Genomic DNA, 22,204 nt, shown 5'->3' with positions numbered 1-22,204 from the left:
CGCTAGCTTTTTTTACTATCTATACTGAGGGCTTGCTGTCCAACGTGCAAGCTCTGATTTGGATAGTGACTATGGATGGCTCACAGTTATGATTAAAGCAGAATGACTGATACCTTTTCTCTCTATAGATGGTATTAAGGTTTTGTCGGCTCGCGCAGCACAATGATTTCAACCCGACGGTTTTTGGAGCGATTCTCAGGAGAATCATTATTGACAACCGGATGGGTATCGGCAAATGCACTGGACATGAATTTTTTGGAGTCCAGACCCATCGTATCTGTAAAATAGCGCAGTACAGAGAGTGAACGTTCTGATGAAAGTCTCCAGTTATCCTTGAATAGCGATCCCGTGGCTAACGGCAGATCATCCGTATGTCCCTCAATACTGATGGTTGAGTCCAAGGTAGGGAACAAGCTCGTTAACTGATTCAGAATCGGATAAGCTTCTTTCTTCAAATCGGCTTTACCCAGGTCAAATACAAACAGATCGTTCAAGGTTACGGTAATGCCTCTTGGTGTATTAGCGACAAATACCTGGGACTGCAGGTTTTGCTGCTGTATGTACTGCTGGATTTTTTCCATCAGATCCTGAAGCTGTTTTTCGCGAAGTTCTTTTTGTTCCTTATCTTCTTTATCCTTCTTATCCTTGTCGGCGCTCTGATTCTTATTGCCTTCATCTGCCTTGGAAATATTGACACGACCGAGCACGCCATCGCCGCCAGGCAGCACCGACTCTGCTTTGGTATATTGAAAATTCAGCGATTGGGCAAGCACTGAGTACTTTTCAATATCGATTTTACTCATCGCATACATGATCACAAAGAAGATTAAGAGCAGTGTAATCAAGTCCGCATATGTGATTAACCATCGTTCATGATTTTCATGTTCAGGATGCTTTTTCCTATTCCTCGCCACCTGGATCACCTGCGCCTTCAGCTTTCTTATGGCTCTGATGCTGGAACGATTTCAGCTTTTTCTTGATCAATTGTGGATTTTCACCGGCTTGCAGAGCCAGTATGCCTTCCAGCATCAATTCCATTTCGGAAATTTGTTCCTTACTGCGGATCTTGATCTTAGTAGCTAGCGGAAGATATATCACGTTGGCTGAGGAAACCCCGTACAACGTAGCAGTAAATGCAACTGCGATAGCAGGACCTAATGTACCTGGATCGGATAGATTGCCCAAGACATGAATCAAACCCATAACGGTCCCGATAATACCCATGGCTGGTGCATAGCCACCCGCAGTTTCAAAGATTTTGGCCCAGCCCTCATGATGATGCTCCAGAGCGTCCATTTCCAGCTCTAGGATTTGCCTGGTTAATTCAGGATCGGTACCATCAACAACCATCATCAGCCCATCACGCAGAAAATCGTTCGGGTTTTCCTGAGCGCGCTGCTCCAGTGCGAGAACACCTTCCCGTCTGGCGACAGTAGCCATATCCACAAGCTCTTCAATAATCAGGTTCGGATCCCGTTTCTTTTCCTTGAAAGCCATACCGAGCGCCTTCGGAATTTCTTTTAAACGCGACATCGGAAAGCTGATAGCAACGGCACCCGCCGTACCACCAAAAATGATGAGCATGGCGCTAGGGACGATAAGCGCATCGAGATGACCACCATCCCACATATATCCCCCTATCAAAGCACCCAGACCGATAACAAGACCTAAAATCGTTGTTAAATCCACTTTTCCTACCACCCTTACAATGAGTAAAATGCTGGCCTTCTATGGATCAATTATGTCTTGCTTCCAGGGTCAACTTGTTAAAGTTGGAAGCATTCTCAGTTTGCAACAAAAGATGAAAAAAGGTATAATACATGGGAACAGGTATTCCTATGCAGCTCATTGTCGATGGATGTAAGACTTCGTCGAGAGTTGCATATTATTTATCGGAAGCAAGCGGTCAAAAGTTTAGAAAAATTGATCATTCGATGGACGGTGATGGAATGAACGAAGTGACGATGAGCAACAAACCCTTTGAATTGATTTCGGATTATACGCCTCAAGGCGATCAGCCGCGAGCTATAGAACAGCTGCTGCAAAGTATCCAATCCGGACAAAAGCATCAAACCCTACTCGGTGCGACAGGTACAGGTAAAACGTTCACGGCAGCCCAAGTCATTGCCAAGCTCAATCGGCCAACGCTGTTGATTGCTCATAATAAAACGCTCGCCGCTCAGCTATGCAGTGAGCTGAAGGAATTTTTCCCTAACAACGCAGTTTCCTATTTCGTCAGCTACTATGACTACTACCAACCAGAGGCTTATATTGCTTCTTCAGATACTTTTATTGAGAAAGACTCCAGCATTAACGAAGAAATCGACAAGCTGCGGCACTCCGCGACCAGCTCTTTATTTGAACGGCGTGATGTGATAGTCGTTGCCAGCGTATCGTGTATTTACGGTTTGGGTTCACCAGTTGAATACCGCAATTTGGTTCTTTCGCTGCGAGTAGGCATGGAGCGCTCCCGTAACGAGCTGCTGCATCGCTTAATCGACATTCAGTACCAACGAAATGATTTGAATTTTGTGCGCGGCACGTTTCGTGTTCGCGGTGATGTTGTGGAAATTTTCCCGGCCTCCCATAGTGAGCATGCGGTTCGGGTGGAGCTGTTTGGGGATGAGATTGAACGTATAACAGAGATCGATGTATTAACGGGTGAAATCCTTGGTGAGAGGGATCATATCGCAATCTTCCCGGCCTCCCACTTCGTAACCCATGAGGATACGATGAAACGAGCTCTTGTCAATATCGAACGGGAGCTGGAGGAACGACTGGCGGAGCTTAATGCCAAGGGCAAGCTGCTTGAAGCTCAGCGGCTGGAGCAGCGGACCCGCTACGATATCGAGATGATGCAGGAAATGGGGTTTTGCTCAGGGATCGAGAACTACTCGGGGCCGTTAACCTTTCGTGAGTCAGGTGCAACGCCCTATACGCTGTTTGACTACTTTCCGGATGATATGCTGATCATGGTCGATGAATCTCACGTGACCCTGCCGCAAATTCGCGGAATGTACAACGGTGACCGTGCACGGAAGGAAGTGCTTGTGGAGCATGGCTTCCGGCTGCCATCGGCGATGGATAACCGGCCGCTGCGGTTTGAGGAATTTGAGGATAAGGTCACCCAGGCTGTATTTATATCAGCTACTCCGGGACCGTATGAATTGGAGCATTGTCCGGTCATGGTGGAGCAGATTATTAGACCTACCGGTCTGATCGATCCGATTATAGAAGTGCGGAAAACCAAGGGTCAGATTGATGACCTGTTGGGAGAAATCAATGACCGTATCCGCAAGGATGAGCGTGTGCTTGTTACCACGTTAACGAAGAAAATGTCGGAGGACTTGACGGATTATTTCAAGGAAATCGGCATTAAAGTGCGTTACCTGCATTCCGATATCAAGACATTGGAGCGGATGCAAATTTTACGTGATCTGCGGCTCGGTGTGTTTCATGTACTCGTCGGTATTAACCTGCTGCGGGAAGGTCTTGATTTGCCGGAGGTATCGCTTGTTGCCATCCTGGATGCCGATAAGGAAGGGTTCCTGCGCTCTGAGCGTTCGTTGATTCAAACAATTGGCCGGGCAGCCCGGAACTCCAACGGACGTGTCATCATGTATGGGGATAAAATTACGGATTCGATGGCTAAAGCGATGGGAGAAACGAGCCGCCGTCGTGAAATTCAGCTAGCCCACAATGAGCAGCACGGTATAACACCACAAACGATTCAGAAAAAAGTCCGTGATGTGATCGAGGCCGTCAAGGTAGCCGAGCAGAAGGCTGACTATTTGACCGATATTAAGGGCGCCAAAATGTCCAAAAAGGATAAAATGTCCTTGATCGAACGGTTGGAGAAGGAAATGAAGGATGCCGCCAAAAACCTGCAATTTGAACGAGCGGCTGAGCTTCGTGATGCCGTCATGGAATTAAAAGCCGATTTGTAGTGGATAGGAGTAATCGGCTGAATCGTTTATAATGGATAAGAAGGCAGACGCTTGACAATCCGTTGAAATCAAAAGGATGGTGTTATGCACGTGATCAGAGACAATATTGTGATCAAGGGCGCGCGAGCGCATAATTTAAAAAATATAGATGTTACGATTCCACGGGATCGTTTTGTTGTACTTACAGGCTTAAGCGGCTCAGGCAAATCGTCGCTTGCTTTTGATACCATTTATGCTGAAGGGCAGCGCCGTTATGTAGAATCGCTGTCTGCATATGCGCGGCAATTTTTAGGGCAAATGGACAAACCGGATGTGGATTCCATTGAGGGACTGTCTCCGGCGATTTCCATTGATCAGAAAACGACAAGCCGTAACCCGCGTTCTACCGTTGGGACGGTCACGGAGATTTACGATTATCTTCGTTTGTTATTTGCTCGTATCGGGCGTCCGCATTGCCCTGATCATAAGATCGAGATAACATCCCAGACCATTGAGCAGATGGTAGATAGGATTATGGAGTATCCAGAGCGTACACGTCTGCAGATATTGGCTCCGATTATATCGGGTCGCAAGGGCGAACATACCAAGCTGTTGGCTGACATCAACAAGCAAGGCTTTGTACGTGTGCGCGTGAATGGCGAAACGATGGATTTGTCCGAGAAAATCGAGCTTGATAAAAATAAAAAGCATAATATCGAAGTAGTTGTTGACCGTATTGTCGTTAAAGACGATGTGCAGAGCCGATTGGCCGATTCCTTGGAAACGGCACTTAAGCTCGGTGAAGGCAGAGTACTCGTAGATATTATCGATCAGGAAGAGCTGCTGTTCAGCCAAAATCTGGCGTGTCCGGTATGCGGATTCAGCATTGAAGAGCTGGCTCCCAGAATGTTTTCCTTCAACAGTCCGTTCGGCGCTTGCCCGGATTGCGATGGATTAGGCAGTAAAATGGTTATCGATCCGGATCTGCTCGTACCGAACCCCCAGCTATCGATTGAGCAAGGAGCTTTCGAGGCTTGGGCAGGCAGTACATCGAACTATTATCCGCAGTTTCTGGCTGCCGTATGTGAGCATTACGGGATTTCACGGACGACACCTGTAGCTGATTTGACGCCCGAGCAAATGAAAAAGCTGCTGCTGGGTACAGGCGGTGAGAAGGTACGGTTCCGGTATGAGAATGATATGGGCCACAGGAAAGAAGCAATGGTTCCATTTGAGGGTATTATTCATAATCTGGAGCGCCGTTACCGCGATACATTCTCGGAAGGCATTCGTGAGCATATCGAGAGCTACATGAGCTCGAAGCCGTGCGGCAAATGTAAAGGTCAGCGTTTGAAGGCGGAATCGCTGGCTGTCACCATCAATGGCAAAAATATTGCTTTTGTCACATCGTTGTCCATCGGTGACTCAGCAGCATGGTTCGATTCCTTGTCATTGACGGACAGAGAAATGCAGATAGCTCAATTGATTCTCAAGGAAATCAATGCGCGTCTGGGCTTCCTTGTTAATGTAGGGCTGGATTACCTTACGATGCATCGCGCCGCGGGGACACTATCCGGTGGTGAGGCGCAGCGGATTCGGTTGGCGACTCAGATCGGGTCGAGCCTGATGGGTGTGCTCTACATTTTGGATGAGCCCAGCATTGGGCTGCATCAGCGTGATAATGAGCGCTTAATACAGACACTTGAGCATATGCGTGATCTCGGCAACACCCTGATCGTGGTCGAGCATGATGAAGACACGATGATGGCAGCTGACTACATTATCGATATCGGTCCTGGCGCTGGTGTGCATGGCGGAATGGTCGTGTCCCAAGGAACACCACAGGAGATTATGGATGATCCCCATTCGTTGACTGGCCAATATTTAAGCGGCAAGAAATTTATCCCGATTGCTGCCTCCCGGCGGGAACCGAATGGGAAATGGCTGGAAATCAAGGGAGCTAAGGAAAATAACCTGCGTAATGTGAACGTTAAGCTGCCGTTAGGTGTGTTCACCTGTGTAACGGGTGTCTCCGGATCAGGCAAAAGTACATTAATCAATGAAATCTTGTACAAAACCTTGGCCAAGGAATTAAATAGAGCCAAGGTACGCCCAGGTGAGCATAAAGAATTTATCGGACTTGAGCATGTGGACAAGGTGATCGAGATCGACCAATCGCCAATAGGACGAACACCACGCTCCAATCCAGCCACCTATACAGGGGTATTTGACGATATACGTGATTTGTTTGCTACTACGAATGAGGCTAAAGTGCGTGGCTACAAGAAAGGGCGCTTCAGCTTTAATGTGAAGGGCGGACGCTGTGAGGCGTGCAGCGGGGACGGAATCATCAAGATTGAGATGCATTTCTTGCCGGATGTGTACGTACCGTGTGAGATTTGCAAAGGCAAAAGGTACAACCGGGAAACACTTGAAATTCATTACAAAGGCAAAAGCATTTCCGACGTATTGGGCATGACTATTGAGGATTCATGCGAATTTTTCAAAAATGTACCCCGGATTCACCGTAAGCTGCATACGCTTCTTGAGGTAGGTCTTGGCTATATGGACCTGGGACAACCAGCGACAACCTTGTCGGGTGGAGAGGCGCAGCGGGTGAAGCTGGCGGCTGAGCTGTATCGCAGAAGCACAGGCAAAACAATCTATATTCTTGATGAGCCAACAACAGGATTGCATATTCACGATATTGATCGATTGCTTAAGGTGCTGCACAAGCTGGTGGATAATGGGGATAGTGTTCTTGTCATTGAGCACAATCTGGATGTCATCAAGACAGCAGATTATATGATTGATTTGGGGCCTGAGGGCGGCAGCAAAGGTGGTACGATAGTGGCTACGGGAACACCTGAGGAGGTCATTAAAGTAAAAGGCTCCTATACAGGGAAGTATCTCAAACCTATTCTGGAACGTGATAAAGCAAGATCAGCCGAATATATAGAGCAGTTGGCTTAACATTTAGCATGTCTGGAGTAATAATTGTTAGAAGCAATGGACAATGTATAGATGCAAAGCTGTTTTTAAAAAAGCAGCTGCGTAAGAGTAAGAAATGTTGACAAAGTTGTTACACTTCAGCAAATCACTTGCACTTCGCAGCTAGTCAAGCTAAGATAGAATATAAGCAATTTTGTAACCATGAGGAGGTCTCTCGATGTTTTTGGCCGAAGAGGCAGCACAAGCAGCGCAAGCCGCATCAACTTTTAACGGGTTTGACGTATTCGTGATCTTGTTCACGATTGTAATCGCTATTGGTGTAGTACGTTTACTGGCATCTCCTAAGAAAAATATTTTTGCCATCGGGTTTGGCGGAATTAGCTTGGTCGTTTTTTTAGTGATGGATGCTGTAATGGTTATGAGCTGGATGGGTAAAATCTAGGTATTGCAGCATAGGCTTCACCTACTATGAATCTTACCCTATAACGAAGAGAAGCCCTTGGACCCGAGTCCAAGGGCTTTTTGTATGTCTACCAGTTAAACCAATCTATGGTACGACTGGAACATTCGGATATGGCTTGAAAAAGCCGAGGAACATGAGCCCTCAGCTTTTCAGAACACATATCCTTCAATAATCATCGGCAGGGCCCTCTATCCAAGCAGAGCCTTATACTGCGATTATACCCACCACATCTCACCAACGGGATCTTTAATCAAAATTTGCTGCAGGTTTTGTACGGCTTTGGTAAAGCCTTCATCTACGGACATCAAGCCATCCTCGTGCTCAATACTAACCACATAGTCATAGCCGACTAGACGAAGAGCGCTGATAATATCGGCCCATGTTTTCAAGTCATGACCGTAGCCAACAGTACGGAACTGCCATGCACGGTCCAGCATCAAGGTGTAGGATTGCATGTCGGTAACACCATGCTTGTTAACATTAATCGGATCAATGGTCGTATCCTTGGCATGGAAATGATGGATAGCGTTGGCACGGCCTAATATTTGCACCGCTTGTACCGGATCAATACCCTGCCACCACATATGGCTTGGATCAAGGTTAGCGCCGATAACGTCGCCTGCAGCTTCACGAAGACGAAGTAATGTAGCTGGTGTATGTACAGAGAAGCCACCGTGCAGCTCAAGACCGATTTTTACGTTGCGGTCAGAAGCGAATTTACCTGTTTCAGTCCAATAAGGAATAACTTTGTTCGTCCACTGCCAGTCCAAAATTTCCTGGTAATCATTTGGCCATGGTGCTACCGGCCAGTTCGGGTATTTGGCACCCTCATGGTCGCCCGGGCAGCCAGAGAATGTATTGACGACAGGAACCTCAAGCTTTTCAGCCAGCTCTATCGTTTTGATAATCGTATTATGATGATCTGATGCAATAGGATGCTGCGGGTGAAGTGGATTACCATGGCAGCTAAGTGCGCTAATAGTGAGCCCACGGGATTCTACTGCCTTCTTAAAAGCTTTTAGCTTGCTTTCATCGGCCAGTAATACTTCAGGATTGCAATGTGCATTTCCGGGATAGCCACCTGTCCCAATTTCAATCGCTTCCAAGCCTTTAGCAGCAATGTAATCGAGGGTTTCTTCAAGAGATTTCTGGGCAAATAATACGGCAAATACGCCTAACTTCATAAGACACCTCCGGAAAAATAAGAAATGTACGCGTGTACGCACTATAGCAAATTATAACATTGTTTGCTTGTTAACTCAAAGTGCAAGATGAGGACATTCCTATTTGCATTGGGTATACATTTAGTTGCCGACTAGGCGAATGAACAAGCGCGAATGAAAGACCCACATATACTGTACCATTCACAGAGAAGGAGATGATCCATTTGGCTTACAATAACAATTTCCAATGTCCGCAGGCTGACCCGGTTTTTACAGATCCAACCCAGGTGATCCGCAATTTTTACTATCCACAACCGGTACCGGTTATTCATCCTGTTGAAGTGATTAATCGACATCATTGTGTTCCAGTTCCACATCATTTTGTATCCTGCACTGTCAAAGATGAAGTATGTACAGTGAGCAGCCGGAATATGAAGAAACGGGACGCAGGCGGCGCCAGAGCAAAGGTATCGCGCACTAAGCTGAAAAAGTAATCAGTGATACTTCTTTCTGGCTGCCACTTTGTGGAACACTCAGGCCGATGATAACGTGGCGGTTCAAAGTTCACTTTTTCTGTTCAGACGGAGTACCCACAGCTTGGAGAAGTTCGAGCTCAGCGTCTCATGAAAAGAGTCTCTTATCCGGGATAGCCGGATAGAGACTCTGGGTACTTGAAAAGGTCGAGTACAACCGGGGCAAGTTCTCTTCCGGTTGAAAACAAGCAAGCGGACTGTCAGTTTTATTCGCCATTCAGTTAAAAAGGCCAATTAAACAGTCCGCGGTATATTTTCCATACAGTTTCGGTGTTACCACTGTAGATAATGACGGAGAAGGTTACAATAGCTTGGGTGAGTGCACAGCGGGCGAGGAAATAGGTGCGTGATACCTTTTTCTTATTGACTGTCGATTTGCCAAGCAAATTTTCCAATGCGATTACGATTCCGTGATAAAGCCCGTAGAAAAAGTAGAGCCAGCTAAAGCCATGCCAGAGACCGATCAGCACCATAATCAGGATGGACAAGCCTGCTGCTGTCATTTTGCTTGGAGCTTGACGTGAAAAAAACATAAAGATATGCTCGCGAAACCAATCCCCCAGTGTTGCATGCCAATTGCGCCAAAATTGAGTCAAGGTTGGAGACTGGAACGGTTTCTTGAAGTTTTCCGGAATATTATAGCCCATTAAGCGACCAAAGCCGATGGCGATATCGGAATAACCTGAGAAATCAAAGAAAATGAGCGCGTAAAACCAGACCATCAGAAACAGCGATTGATGTGTGTGGAGCTCACCCTGCTGCATATGGTTGAACACGTCGGTCATCCAGGTGACGATTACAATTTTTTTGAATAACCCCATAATAATTCGTTTGATATTGTCCTCAACCTGCGACGAGGTCAGCTTGTAGGGCTGCTTCGTATCCGCCATAAAATCACGGAATTTAAGAATAGGCCCTGAAGTAAAGGTCGGCACGAAAAGAATATAGTTAGCGTAATCCATCAGCCCGGCACGAGCATCTTTACCGATAAAATAAGCAAAATAATGCGCATCGATAACCTTCAGCACGTTGTAGATCAGACCAAGCAGCATCACCGTATCGAACAACGGGTTTTCAAATATTTGCATTCCGTACATACGCATTCCGCAAACGCCGACGATATTAAGAGTAATGAATGTTATAAACCAGCCTCTTCGCCAGGAGGTGGTCTGACACAAGAATCGAAAGGCGATATAATTCACAATCGTATAGATGATGTAAAAGACAAAAAGCTTCTTGCTGAACACCAGCAGGAAGCTGAGGTTGAACGCCAGCAGTAATATGCGTTTATTGTGGGGCCACCAGCGGGTAAGCGCCAGAATGAGAATCATTCCACACATGGCCATGACTGCGTTCATGTTCAAATACCACATAACCTGACTCCCTTGAATGAAAGATGGCCGAGCCTTGAAGAGGCTCAGAACCCCTCGTATATAAACAATCCTTTACCTGTAAAATAGATCAAAACAATAATGAGCATTACCGTATATACAATTACTTCGACGATTTTGCGAGGGATTGGAGCCATGCGTCAACCTCCTTGGTAAATACCGGAGCCCCGACTTCACGGCTCAAATGGACGAGATCATGAAACTGTGCAGGCTTGTAGGTGCTGAGCAGATCCAGCACAGGAACCTGATGCTGAGCAAGCTTTTGATTCACTGTGGTTTGTAAGCCTGTCATATATTTGGGAACCGGATACGCCGGATTCCAGGGCATCCAGATCACACGTACAGGCAGCTTATGATCATCGGCATATCGCAAAATAGAATCGAGTGCCTGTAAATTATCCTTATAATCAGGCTGTGACATCCAGCCGAAGCGGCGCTCGTAATCATCCCATTTGGTCTTTAGCTCATCATCGGTTTTTTTGCCAAAGTAAAGCTCCTTATCAATCCAGCGAGGCACGTAAGCGAACAGCTTGGAGCGGTTCAGCTCCATTGTACCCTCATATAGCTGCCGAACGGCTTCACCGCCGGAATCCCGAAAATAGTCGCGATATGTATATACATAGGGCTGGTACCAAGGCTTAAACCACTGATAAGTCGGGTCCGTTTCCAGACTGTCGATCATCGTATGTACATCGATGGCAATCACAAGCTGGTCCTCGACATGAAAAAGCTTTTGCTCCAGCAGAGCCTGCAGGTCGGTTAGCTTCCCGTAGGACAGTCCCAGCTCAATGAGTCCCGATTTGGATTGCTCTTCGATATAGGCACCTGTGACCGAAGAATTTCCGAAGAAAACCGGTCCATGATCCAGCCAGCCGTGATGATATAAGGTTTTGGTAAAGTCATTTTTGTAAAAACGCCGCGAGGTGACCATCGGGTCCCACATCGAGATCAGAACGTCCGATAGCACAAAAGCGGCGAGCAGCAGCAGCACGAAGCTGTTTTTACGGAAAAAGGCGATCAGTTTCATAAGGAACCCACATCTTTGTTTAGTGATAAAAATTTAGACTGCGTTAGTAAGTATTTAAAGATCACGTCATTGAGCTTGTGCATCATAGTGCATAACGAGTGAAAACCTACAGAGACTTTTGCTGCCAAGCGTGATACTGCTCGCGGAACGTTGCCGGCCAATCAGCTTCATTCAATCCAAACTGAGCCAGGAAGGCAAAGGTCCAACGTTCAATCCCAAAGCCTACACAGCCAGTAACAGCGGGACGCTTACCCATTTTAATTTGAAAGGCATTGCCGAACGTGTTGCTGTGGAAATTAATCGACCCGCAGGCAATCGATTTTTTAATGTGGGGTATCGTCAGACGCAGCTCATATTTCATCTCCTGATTGCGTTGAAACGAAGCTTTTGTTTGAAAATCATTGGTGAAAAAAGGATCATTGGCAATTTCCAGCATACAGTCAACATTCCACTCGATAGCTAATTCTTTCATATATTCGATAGCACGCAGGCGGTTTTCCTTAACAAACTCAGGCTTACCGACAAAAATAATTTCGCGCATACTGAAATCCAGCAAACGTCCAAAATCGCTGTGGTTACGAGATTCAAAGCGATGGCATTTGGAAATAGCGGAAACGATAAGACCGTCGCCCTCCAGCGTTTCATTTTGCAAGCCCTCATAACAGTGATAGCAGGTTGAAGGGTTCATCGTGAACTTTGGTGACGGCATTGTAGTATTCATATCGAGCGGAGCATCTGACTTCCAGCCACCGGACTCACGAATGGATTGCGAAAAGGCTTCAATAATGTCCAAATCCTCACGCAGGTGTGTCAAGAAATGGATATGCTCGGGAAACGAAGTAAAATGGTTCGTTTTATTCAGTGTTTCGCAATGAATAACGGCCGGATAGGACTCTTCCTTGATGCCTTCGAAGCGATTGCCGACCTTAGTGACGAACGAATAGTCAAAAAAGCGCATCAGACTGGAAAACGGTTCACGGAAAATGAACAGGCCTTCCTCCAGAACCTTGATGATTTTGCGGTCTACGAGCTCGGCAATAATATCGCCTTCATAGGGCGTGTTCACCTTTTGCTCGAACAAAATATTTTCTTTGAAGCCAAAATCACCATGTGAAAAGCGTTCGATCAAGCGGCGTACTTGTGCTTCAATCGCAGCATCGCCTTTGGGTGATTCATGGACAATATGAATATGATTATTTTCAAGCCGGATATCGCGAATTTGCTCGTCGATGAAGGCGGCCGCGTATTTCAGCTGGCCATGCTGGCTTAGTGCCAGCCCTTCGAGAGAAACGACGCATTCCATAGGTCATTACCTCGCAGTCTTTTTTTGGATGAAGTCGGCGATTTCACGCACGGTATTCATAGAATACAGCATCAGGTCCTGATTCGTCACCTGAATGCCATACGTTTGCTCGATATGGGCAATTAACGCCGTAGCGCCGATGGAGTCCACATAGCCGTAATCGAACAGATGGACATCTGGGGTAAACTCATCGTCATCCGCTTCTATTTCGTAGCGACTGCGGATATGCGCTTCTAACTGGGAAAGCAGGTCTTGCATGTGGATTTCCTCCTTGTTTGGGCAATTCTGATAACTAAGTATAAAGGCGGCAGGTACCGATTAATAATGAATAAGAATCGTCGTTGCTGCGCCAAAATGGGTTACGGTATACAGATCGCTACCATCCTGCTGCACGACCTGAAGCTGATCTCCTTCGATATTCAGGGGAACTGCGCTTCTCAGCTGTATTTGCTGCATACCGTCCGATTGAAGCTCAAGCTTCCACTCATGGGGTGACTTGTGCAGTGTATACGGCACATTGCTGCGCAATAAATGCGGACTGGAAGTCGATAATGAATAGTCAGCAATAGGGACGGTATTGCCACCAGTTGGCGTCAAATTCTCAAAGCGAACGAGTGTCGTTAACGGAACACCTACATATAGCTTGCCATTGCGCCAATCGGAAACATCCGATTCTGTTGACAACGGACGGTCTGCATAGGCTTGACCACGCTCAATGGAAACACCTAGTGTTCCTTTGTATTCGGCGGCCTGTACAGGCACCCCTTGCGTTAGCGGTTTGATGCGAATTGAAGGTTCTGTATGCATACCGAACATATGCTTGATTCGATCAAAAACGACTTCACTCCAAGGACGATAAACGGTTACCTGTGTTGTCAAGGTATTAAGGACTGAACGAGCCATTTGCGTCTCCGACATAAAGTTGTAGCTGTGCTGATTACGAATCTGATCCAAAAATTTGACAAATTCGAGCAGCTCGCCGACTCGGCTTGGAAAATGATATTCGATATGCTCGAAATAATCAATCGGCATATCCTGGGCAATATAGGAAGCGAACAAATCCTCCGTCGTGTACTGCGGATCAAGACGAAGTACAGGTGCAGGTGTGCTCAGCAGCATAGGTGGCTGGCTTGGCAGACCGGATGTGGAATCTGTCATCAAAAAAGGCATTCCCCAATTGTACTGCACGCCCAGCCGCGGCTCATTAGGAATGTTGGCAGGTCTAAAGCCGAAGTTAAACCATATTCCGGCATCCCGCTCGTTGCGCAGCGTCTGTGTAGGATCAGGATTATTGATCCGCCAAGTATGCTGGTTGGTTCCCGGCATCTTCCAGGGAATACCGAGTCGATCAAAGGCCTGCCGATGCAGTGCGAGCTCCTCTTTTTCCTGCGCATCGCTTGTGAAATTATGGACAAATAGATGCGGGTACAGTTCGAGATGATGATCCTTACTATATTGAATAAAAGCTTGCAGTTGCTCCGCGTAAGGGAACTTGGGATCATCTACCGTTGTCGGCATCCCGAATTCGAGCTGTCCGACGATCAGATCATCTTTGCCGTCGTGATTCAGATCATACCATAGCGGCACGGAATTATGCCCTCCGACGAGCGCATGATTGCCAAGCTGGTTCAGCGTAGAGCCTTCCAGCACGCCGTCAGCCTGCCATTGACCGTTTGCTTGCTGCGTATACACACGCAGATCGCCTTCCGAGCTGCCGACGACAAGCTCAAGTCGGCCATCGCCATTGACGTCGTGCAGCGATGGTGCAGCGTAAGCCGCAGGCAGCCTGAACAACAGGCTGCCGGGTTCAAAGGCAAGCGGCTGCCCGGCTGTGCCGGCGTTGACGCCGCCTGCGCCTGCGGCGCCCTCGCGGCCCGCTTCGCGATGGCCGCGATAGAGCGTTACACCGCCTGCGGCATCCCCGACTACGAGGTCGGGTACGCCGTCGCCGGTGGTGTCACCGACAGCCGCAGCACCCGTGGCTGCGGCGCGAATGACCTGCCCGCCTGCAAGCAGCGGGGCAGGCGGTGTAAACGCGCCGCCGGCTGCGCCATAGGCGACGGCAAGCGTGCCGTCCGATAGGCCGAGGATCAGATCCGGCCTACCGTCGGCATTCAGGTCATACGCGGTTACACTTGCGTTGGACCCGGTCTGCAGCGGCTGCCCATTCAGCAGCCGAAGTGGCTCCCGCTTGCCGAAGGCATCTGGCGCCGCGATGCTGCTGCCCTTTTGCACTTCACCCGCGCCTGTGTTTTCCGGCAGCACCTGCCCGGCATAAGCCGCAGGCTGCGCGCCTAAGTTAGGGTAGACATAGATCGATCCATCGGATGATCCGACTATTAGATCCGGAAGCCCATTGCCTTTAAGATCGGCAAGCGCCGGGTAGGCGCGATACGGTTCTTGGAAGGCATCGCCCAGCGAGTGATAATTGGGATCACGTGCCAGCTGAATGGGACGTCCTTCGCTGATGAGACGCGTGCCGCTGGAATAAAACGAATTCACCGTTTCACCAACAAAGGCAGGCTTTTCGTTCGTGCCTGCATTTAAATGAACGGCTACGGATTCCTGCCATAGCCCCCAGTGGAAAGAGGAGCGAACGAGTGAAAACGACGGAAGCTGATTGTATTTCTTCAATAATTCCGCCCATTGAATGCCTTCACCATCCCGAATCGCTTCAATGGCTTCAAAATGATTTTGATGGGCCATCGCAGGCCGGCCATAAGGACCGAGCACTTTTTTTACACTGTAGCCGAACGTTTCCTTGGACACAAACGCAGCATATTCACTGCGAAGCAGCGCACTGCCTGTAGAGAAGGTGAAATGAAAGTAAGGCGCTAAGGGCAACTGGCTGCGATCAAAATATAAGGCGCCAGGAACAGGCTTACTGCTGTTGTTCATCGTCTCGGCAAGCTTGGTAAAACCCAGTGCTGCGTCCATACCGCCAGCCAAATCATAACCTGTAATATAATAGCGATTAGGCAGCAGGGCGCTGCTGACCAATACGGTCCCTTGTCCATATCGGTTCAAGGCAAACAATGTCGTATCGTTCAGTGTCACGATCGGTTCAGCCGTAGATACGAGCAAGCCTTGTCCCCATGAAAAACGACCGAGATCAGCCAATCCGTCATGCTGCAGGTAGTTATCAGTAAACTGACGGAATAACTGCTGGATAGCCTGCAAATTCAGCTCGACCTCGGGATACTGGAAGGATGACCAGCCCGCCTCTTGAGGCTGTGTACTTGCCTTCATCTTATCTGGTGGAGTGAGTCCGACCAATTGTTTGGCACCTATAAAATCTAATGGAAAATCGGATGCCAACCCATTTTCAAGAAACAAATGTCCGCCTTGGGATACATAGCTTTGCAGCATATCGACCTGCTGTACGGATAAAGCTCCATGTAAAGAAGGATCTACATATACAGTATGAAAAGCTTTTAACTGCCTTAAGCTTAGCTTCTCAAGGGGCTGTCGATCCAGCTGTAAATTGGCAATTAACGACTGGTTCAGCTGTCCGAATGCCGCGGTATCGAAGCTGTCGCCCTTTGTGACATAGACCATGCGAATCGACAAATCCTTATTGGAAACAAACAGCCAAACAAACGCGACAAGGATTAGCAGGAGACCGACAGCGGCACCTGTAATCCGGACTTTGGTTAACTTCAAAAAAACCCCTCAATTTTCATTCGGTTAAACTACTCAAATAGTATATCATGGATGCAGACCTTTGTTAACTTATGAGAGACTTGGGTGAAGATGCGTCAAAGTTGAATAAAAGAGTAGATTCACAGCATTTTTATATGAATTTTGCCGTTTATGAAGGCAATTCCAGTGGCTTTAGACTTGACAATTCTGTTACACTGTATATATAGAAGCTCGTATTGAGCTGCACGCATATGGGAGCATGTTTATTTTAGAAAGATCACTGCAGGTACTCCGTTTACCGGTACTTGCAAATGGAACAACATTCGGAGGCATATAAGCATGACAACAATTAAACGATCGGATATTGAATTACTGGCACCCGCCGGAGACTGGGATTGTTTACGGGCAGCAGTGGCCAATGGGGCTGATGCTGTATTTTTCGGTGTGGAGAAGTTCAATGCGCGGGCAAGAGCGAACAATTTTTTAATGGATGATTTGCCGGATATTATGTCCTTTCTTCATTTGTATGGCGTGAAGGGATTTTTGACATTTAATATATTGGTATTTGAGGAAGAGCTGAGAGAAGCACAAGAGCTGATTGAAGCCTGTATCGAGGCGGGCGTGGACGCGGTTATCGTGCAGGACCTTGGCCTCGTGAAGATGATCCGCGAGATTTCACCGGATTTTCCTATTCATGGTTCGACGCAAATGACGATCACCTCGCCAGAGGCGGTCGAGTTTACGAAGCCATGGGATATCGAACGGGTCGTATTGGGGCGTGAAAACAATCTTAAGCAGATCAAGCAAATCGGTGATCAGGCCAAGCTGCCGATGGAAGTGTTCGTGCATGGCGCTTTATGCGTATCGTATTCGGGACAATGTCTGACCTCGGAAATGTGGGGCGGCCGTTCGGCCAATCGTGGAGAATGCGCGCAGGCTTGCCGTTTACCCTATGATTTGATGGTCGATGGGGAGCAAAAGCCGATGGGCGATATCGCCTACCTGCTGTCACCAAAGGACTTAGCGGCGCTTGAGCTGGTTCCGGAGCTGATCGAAGCGGGTGTGACTTCCTTTAAAATCGAAGGCCGCTTAAAAAGCCCTGAGTATGTGGCCAACGTAGTTAGCAAGTATCGGCTAGCGATCGACCGCTACTTTGACGGTGGCGATGTAAGACCGAGCAAGGAGGAGCTGCGTGAATTGGAGCAAAGCTTTTCCCGCGGGTTTACGTACGGGTTTCTGAAGGGTACGAATAACAAGCAGCTCGTAGAAGGCACCTATCCGAAAAGCCGCGGTATTTATCTGGGTCGTGTAAAGCAAATTTTGCGTGATGGCGTGGTCTGTGAGCTTGAAGCTCCTGTTAAACGTGGTGATGGCATCTGCTTTGACGCGGGGGATCCGACCAAAAAAGAAGAAGGCGGTCGTGTCTACGATATTCGCCGCAGAGGTGTGAAGCTGGAGGGTGAAGCGGCAGGTGGACTGATCGAAATTATTGCCGGACGCAATGATGTTGACTTGAAGCGCCTGCATGTAGGGGACCGGATATGGAAAACGAATGATCCGCATCTGGATAAAAGGCTGCGCCAATCGTTCGAAAATGATCGGCCTTACCGTACTTTTCCGGTGAATATTAAAGTAACTGGAACGCTGGGCGAACCGCTTCGCAGCTGGTGGACCGATACGCGAACCGGGCATACTGCCTACGTAGAGTCGGAGCTGCCGCTGGTACAAGCACAAAAGCGGCCGATGGATGAAGCGTTATTCGCAGAGCAGCTGGGTCGATTGGGCGGAACGATTCTAGAGCTTGGAGAGCTTGATGTACAGCTGGAAGGGGAACTCATCGTACCGATGCGCGAGCTTAACAGCATGCGCCGTAGTGCTGTAGAGCTGCTGGAGACTGAGCGTCAGCGTCCGCGGGCATACGTGAAGCGCAGTGTTGATGCTTATGCAGACGTTCCTGAGCACGCTGCTCAGCAGAAGCAGATTTCTTCTGCGATTCCACAGGTACGCATGACCGCTTTATGTCGCAGTCTGGAGCAGGTTGAAGCGGCGCTTGCTACCAATGTCGATATGGTGATCGCCGATTTTGAGTTTATTAAGCAATTTCCCGCAGCTGTAGAAGCAGCTCGTCGCGCAGGCAAGCGTATTGCGCTTGCTACTCCGCGTATTCATATGCCAGGGGAAACGGGATATTTCCGTAATATTTCGAAGCTGAAGCCGGATGCGATTCTGGTTCGCAATACAGGAGCTGTTTATTTCTATTTAAAGCAGCGTCTCGAACAGCCGAATGAGCAGCATCCTGAGCTGATCGGAGATTTTTCCCTTAATATCTCCAATCATAAAACAGCGGCTCTGTTCCTCGAAGCTGGTTTGAATAAAGTGACACCATCCTATGATTTGAATATTCAGCAAATGGTCGATCTGCTGCATGCGACTGATACCTCCAAGCTGGAGGTCGTTATTCACCAGCATATGCCGATGTTCCATACGGAGCATTGTGTATATTGTACATTCCTCAGTGAAGGAACGGATTATACGAACTGCGGACGTCCCTGCGAGGACCACAGTATTTCCCTTCAGGATCGTGTCGGCATGTCACATCCGGTACGGGTTGACGAAGGCTGTCGGAATACGGTGTATAATGCGGTAGATCAATCTGGAGCTGAGTATGTGCGGAACTTCATGGATTTAGGAATTTCCTCCTTCCGTATTGAGTTTTTGGAAGAGACCGGGGATAAGGTCAAAGAGGTTATTTCTTTGTACGAGCGTGCCTTGAACGGCGAAATCAGTGGGACTCAAGTATGGAAAACGTTGAAGGCAACCAATCAACTGGGTGTCACTAGAGGACAGCTTTTAAAAAAATAACAATTAAATCACGTTTAATATGAAGCAGTTTAGGCCCTTGGTACTAGGTCCTGACTGCTTTTTTGTTGATTTTTGTAAGAATTTTGTAAGGTTCAATATTGTATGATACAGATAATGTATGTATTCATGTAAATATGTGTAAATCCTTGTTTGTTCGGAGGCTGCACATTTACTGGATGATCCATGTTCATTGACAACAGAATAAGAGGAGGAGAAACAATGTTTTTGAAAGAAGCACGCAGTAAGATCAGCTCTGTTCTTGTGTTCACGCTGTTGTTCAGTTTGCTTTTGCCTGCATTAGCTTGGGGCGCTGCAGCAGTGCCACTGAAGGACATCGCGGATTCCTACGCGCAAAAGGAAATTCAAAGCTTGGTCGATAGTGGGATAATCAGTGGTTACGAGGATGGAAGCTTTCAACCGCGTAAATCGATCACCCGCGCCGAATTGGCCAAAATTCTTGTGTTGTCCCTGGGGTTGAAAGAAGATCCTGACCAAGCGGCTGCCTTCACAGACGTGGACAAAAACAGCTGGTACAGAGGTTTTGTCGGAGCTTTGGTTCAATCCAAAATCACACAAGGAAATTCAGCTACTACTTTTGCTCCTGACGCGAAAGTAACAAGAGAAGAGCTAGCCGTATTTTTTATACGCGCACTAGGTCTTGAAGAAACAGCAACCAAGGTTGCTGCTGATGCCAACGTATCCGATCTGAATACGATTTCCGATTGGGCTAAAGCGGATGTATCGCTTGCTTTCAAAGTAGGCTTCTTGCAAGGTATTGACGATGGAGCAGGCTCTGTCAAATTCAGTCCTAAAGACAATTCGGAAAGACAAGCGGTTGCTCGTCTGGCCTATGAGTTCAAGAACAACAAGGACTCTATCATCAATAAGGCAAAAGCACTTGCTGTTGGAACATTGGCTGTTAGCTCTGCTGTCGTAACGAACAATACAACAGTAGAAGTGACCTTCAATCAAGCAGTAGGTACCGTGTCTGCATCCGATTTCACATTTGATAACAACTTGACAGTTACCAAAGCAGAGTTGAAATCCGGAAGCACAACGGTAGTTGTTTTAACAACTAGCGTGCAAGCAGGTGGAACTGTGTATAAGCTCAGCTACTTAGGCAAAGACACAGGCATTACGGTAACTGGTGCAGCAACTGGAGGAAGTGGAAGCAGCAGCAATGGTAGCTCCAATAATTCAGTAACAGATAAACAGTTGCTTGCAAACGGCGGTATCACGTATAAAGATATCAGATTAACTGCAAGTGATACTTATGGTCCTGCTGATGGTTCCAAGACCATAGTTAAAGGGACTTTGACGCTTGATCCTGGTGAGACAGGCGAAATTACGCTCAGAAATATTGAAGCGGACAATATCGTTGTTGCTTCAGGTAGCCCTAATTCTATTAAATTAGTTAATATTGTTATTGTAGTAGAATTGAAAATTGATACTAATGCGTCCCAAACAGCATTGGTTCGTGTTGTAACAGAGGGAACTACAGTAATAGCTAGCACTTATGTAGGTTCCGGTGCCATTATTGAAGCGACTAAAGGTAGCTTTGGTAATATCAATATCGGAGCGGGAGCTGCAGGCAAAGAAGTTCAGCTTAGAGGTACGATTACAGATGCAGTCTACGTGACTAGTCTTGCAGTTGGTGTAACTATTAATGTAAATGCTCCAACAACCGGTGGTGGCAGCACTTCCGTGGCAGCATTGAACCTGGGTGCAAACACGAATGTAAAAACGCAGACAGGCTCTACATTAAAATCTTTGGTAGTTACAGCAAATATCAAGGTATCGTTGGATGGGGCGGGTGCTATTTCTGATGTATCCGTTGCTTCGACAGTAACAAGCCTTGCATTAGATGTAACTTCGACTGTCAATATTGTAAAGATCACAGTAACGTTCACAGTCAAATTGACTGGGGATACAGGTGCAGTTGCGCGCATCACTATAACCATCGAAGCTGGAGGCGGTACAGTAGAGGTATCACCTGATATTGCAGATGTAAATGCAGCTCAAAGCGCATTGACAATTGGTTATGCAAATGGTGATTCAGCCACATCCGTTAAAAGCAGTCTTAACTTGCCAACAACAGGTGCTAATGGAACAACCGTTACATGGTCATCTTCGGACACTTCTGTAGTCGACAACGACGGTACTGTTACACGTCCGACGGCTGACACATCAGTAACGTTGACGGCGACAATCAGTAAAGGTACATCCACTGCTACAAAAACTTTTACAGTAACAGTTGTTAAAGCTACTGGAAATTCAGAAACAGCTGTGGCTGCAAGTATCAATGCGCTAGCAATTGATTATGCAATTGGTGATTCAGCTACTTCGGTTACACAAAACCTTACTCTCGCAACAACAGACGCAGCAAATGGAACAACCATTACATGGTCTTCCTCGAACACGGCTGTGGTTAGCAATACAGGTGTTGTAGTACGTCCAGCAGTTGACACCGTAGTAACATTAACAGCTACTGTTAGCAGCGGCAGCAACTCTGGTACTAAAGCTTTCGAAGTTACTGTTAAAGCTTCAACTTCAGTAACTACGGTAACTTATCTAACTTACAACACGACGGCTTCGGTTACGAATTCGGTTTATAGTGGCGTGAGCGGTGCTAATAATGTTAATGATACAAATCTTGCACTCCATGTGGCAGGAGCTAATGCATCTGACTTCTTAATCGTTGGATTTAGTGATGCATTGTCGGCTGATTCAAATGATCTTCTTGGGGTAACGGTTACTTCCAATCCATCTGCTACTGCTAATACTTATTCTGTAATTAATAGCACATACTTTGGATTCCGGTATTCAAGTCCAAGGGTATCAGGCAGTGTATATGAAATACAAATTGCTGGTCTTAAGAAAAGTTCGGACAGCAGCATAATACCTACAGTAACCATTTACGTGTATCAAGACTAGTTTTACCA

14 protein-coding genes are annotated in these 22,204 nt (G+C 47.2%); 6 read left to right on the top strand and 8 right to left on the bottom strand.

Features of this window, described 5'->3' with window-relative positions; all coding sequences use genetic code 11:
- Positions 1-134: 134 nt before the first annotated feature.
- Together NST47_RS00400 and NST47_RS00395 are read right to left on the bottom strand one after the other, a co-directional pair.
- Positions 135-914 carry a flagellar motor protein MotB gene (locus NST47_RS00400; protein WP_341153477.1) on the bottom strand — a complete coding sequence of 260 codons (780 nt, stop codon included), beginning with the start codon at positions 912-914 and terminating at the stop codon, positions 135-137.
- Complete coding sequence (locus NST47_RS00395; RefSeq protein ID WP_240419884.1) at positions 901-1,689, bottom strand: flagellar motor protein; 789 nt, start codon at positions 1,687-1,689, stop codon at positions 901-903. The genes NST47_RS00400 and NST47_RS00395 overlap by 14 nt, the downstream gene beginning before the upstream one ends.
- 260 nt (positions 1,690-1,949) lie before the next feature.
- On the opposite strand from NST47_RS00395, the gene uvrB reads away from it, so the two are divergent.
- The 3 genes from uvrB to NST47_RS00380 all read left to right on the top strand — a co-directional run bounded on the left by uvrB (position 1,950) and on the right by NST47_RS00380 (position 7,320).
- Positions 1,950-3,947 carry an excinuclease ABC subunit UvrB gene (uvrB, locus tag NST47_RS00390; protein ID WP_341159571.1) on the top strand — a complete coding sequence of 666 codons (1,998 nt, stop codon included), beginning with the start codon at positions 1,950-1,952 and terminating at the stop codon, positions 3,945-3,947.
- A gap of 90 nt (positions 3,948-4,037) precedes the next feature.
- Positions 4,038-6,899: an excinuclease ABC subunit UvrA gene (gene uvrA / locus NST47_RS00385; RefSeq protein WP_341159570.1), complete on the top strand. Its 2,862-nt coding sequence runs from the start codon at positions 4,038-4,040 to the stop codon at positions 6,897-6,899.
- 196 nt (positions 6,900-7,095) lie between these two features.
- Complete coding sequence (locus NST47_RS00380; RefSeq protein ID WP_341153476.1) at positions 7,096-7,320, top strand: hypothetical protein; 225 nt, start codon at positions 7,096-7,098, stop codon at positions 7,318-7,320.
- Positions 7,321-7,556: 236 nt separating this feature from the next.
- Here NST47_RS00380 and NST47_RS00375 read toward each other — a convergent pair whose 3' ends face one another.
- A complete protein-coding gene (locus NST47_RS00375) occupies positions 7,557-8,525 on the bottom strand; it encodes a sugar phosphate isomerase/epimerase family protein (RefSeq protein ID WP_341153475.1) in 969 nt (322 codons plus the stop codon).
- A gap of 203 nt (positions 8,526-8,728) precedes the next feature.
- Here NST47_RS00375 and NST47_RS00370 point away from each other — a divergent pair, with 203 nt between their 5' ends.
- The gene (locus NST47_RS00370; protein ID WP_341153474.1) at positions 8,729-8,998 is read left to right on the top strand and encodes a hypothetical protein; all 270 of its coding nucleotides are present in this window, start codon (positions 8,729-8,731) and stop codon (positions 8,996-8,998) included.
- 260 nt (positions 8,999-9,258) lie between these two features.
- Here NST47_RS00370 and NST47_RS00365 read toward each other — a convergent pair whose 3' ends face one another.
- From NST47_RS00365 to NST47_RS00345, 5 genes are all read right to left on the bottom strand, one after another.
- Complete coding sequence (locus NST47_RS00365; protein ID WP_341153473.1) at positions 9,259-10,410, bottom strand: MBOAT family O-acyltransferase; 1,152 nt, start codon at positions 10,408-10,410, stop codon at positions 9,259-9,261.
- A 121-nt stretch (positions 10,411-10,531) separates the two neighbouring features.
- Positions 10,532-11,449 (bottom strand): hypothetical protein, encoded by a 918-nt coding sequence (locus tag NST47_RS00360; protein ID WP_341159569.1) that lies wholly within the window; start codon positions 11,447-11,449, stop codon positions 10,532-10,534.
- 112 nt (positions 11,450-11,561) lie between these two features.
- Positions 11,562-12,758, bottom strand: a complete 1,197-nt coding sequence (locus tag NST47_RS00355; RefSeq protein WP_341153472.1) for a hypothetical protein — start codon at positions 12,756-12,758, stop codon at positions 11,562-11,564.
- Positions 12,759-12,764: 6 nt separating this feature from the next.
- Complete coding sequence (locus NST47_RS00350; protein ID WP_341153471.1) at positions 12,765-13,016, bottom strand: acyl carrier protein; 252 nt, start codon at positions 13,014-13,016, stop codon at positions 12,765-12,767.
- A 60-nt stretch (positions 13,017-13,076) separates the two neighbouring features.
- Positions 13,077-16,421, bottom strand: a complete 3,345-nt coding sequence (locus NST47_RS00345) for an FG-GAP repeat domain-containing protein (RefSeq protein ID WP_341153470.1) — start codon at positions 16,419-16,421, stop codon at positions 13,077-13,079.
- 318 nt (positions 16,422-16,739) lie between these two features.
- Between NST47_RS00345 and NST47_RS00340 the strand changes: the two genes are divergently transcribed.
- Positions 16,740-19,262, top strand: coding sequence for a DUF3656 domain-containing U32 family peptidase (locus tag NST47_RS00340; protein WP_341153469.1), 2,523 nt, complete (start codon positions 16,740-16,742; stop codon positions 19,260-19,262).
- A gap of 219 nt (positions 19,263-19,481) precedes the next feature.
- Complete coding sequence (locus NST47_RS00335) at positions 19,482-22,196, top strand: immunoglobulin-like domain-containing protein (RefSeq protein WP_341153468.1); 2,715 nt, start codon at positions 19,482-19,484, stop codon at positions 22,194-22,196.
- Positions 22,197-22,204 lie beyond the last annotated feature (8 nt).

Source organism: Paenibacillus sp. FSL H8-0034 (genome assembly GCF_038000305.1).
Taxonomy (GTDB): Bacteria; Bacillota; Bacilli; order Paenibacillales; family NBRC-103111; genus Paenibacillus_S.
Note: the sequence above shows the minus strand (reverse complement) of the source record. Positions and strands in the feature narration are given on the sequence as shown.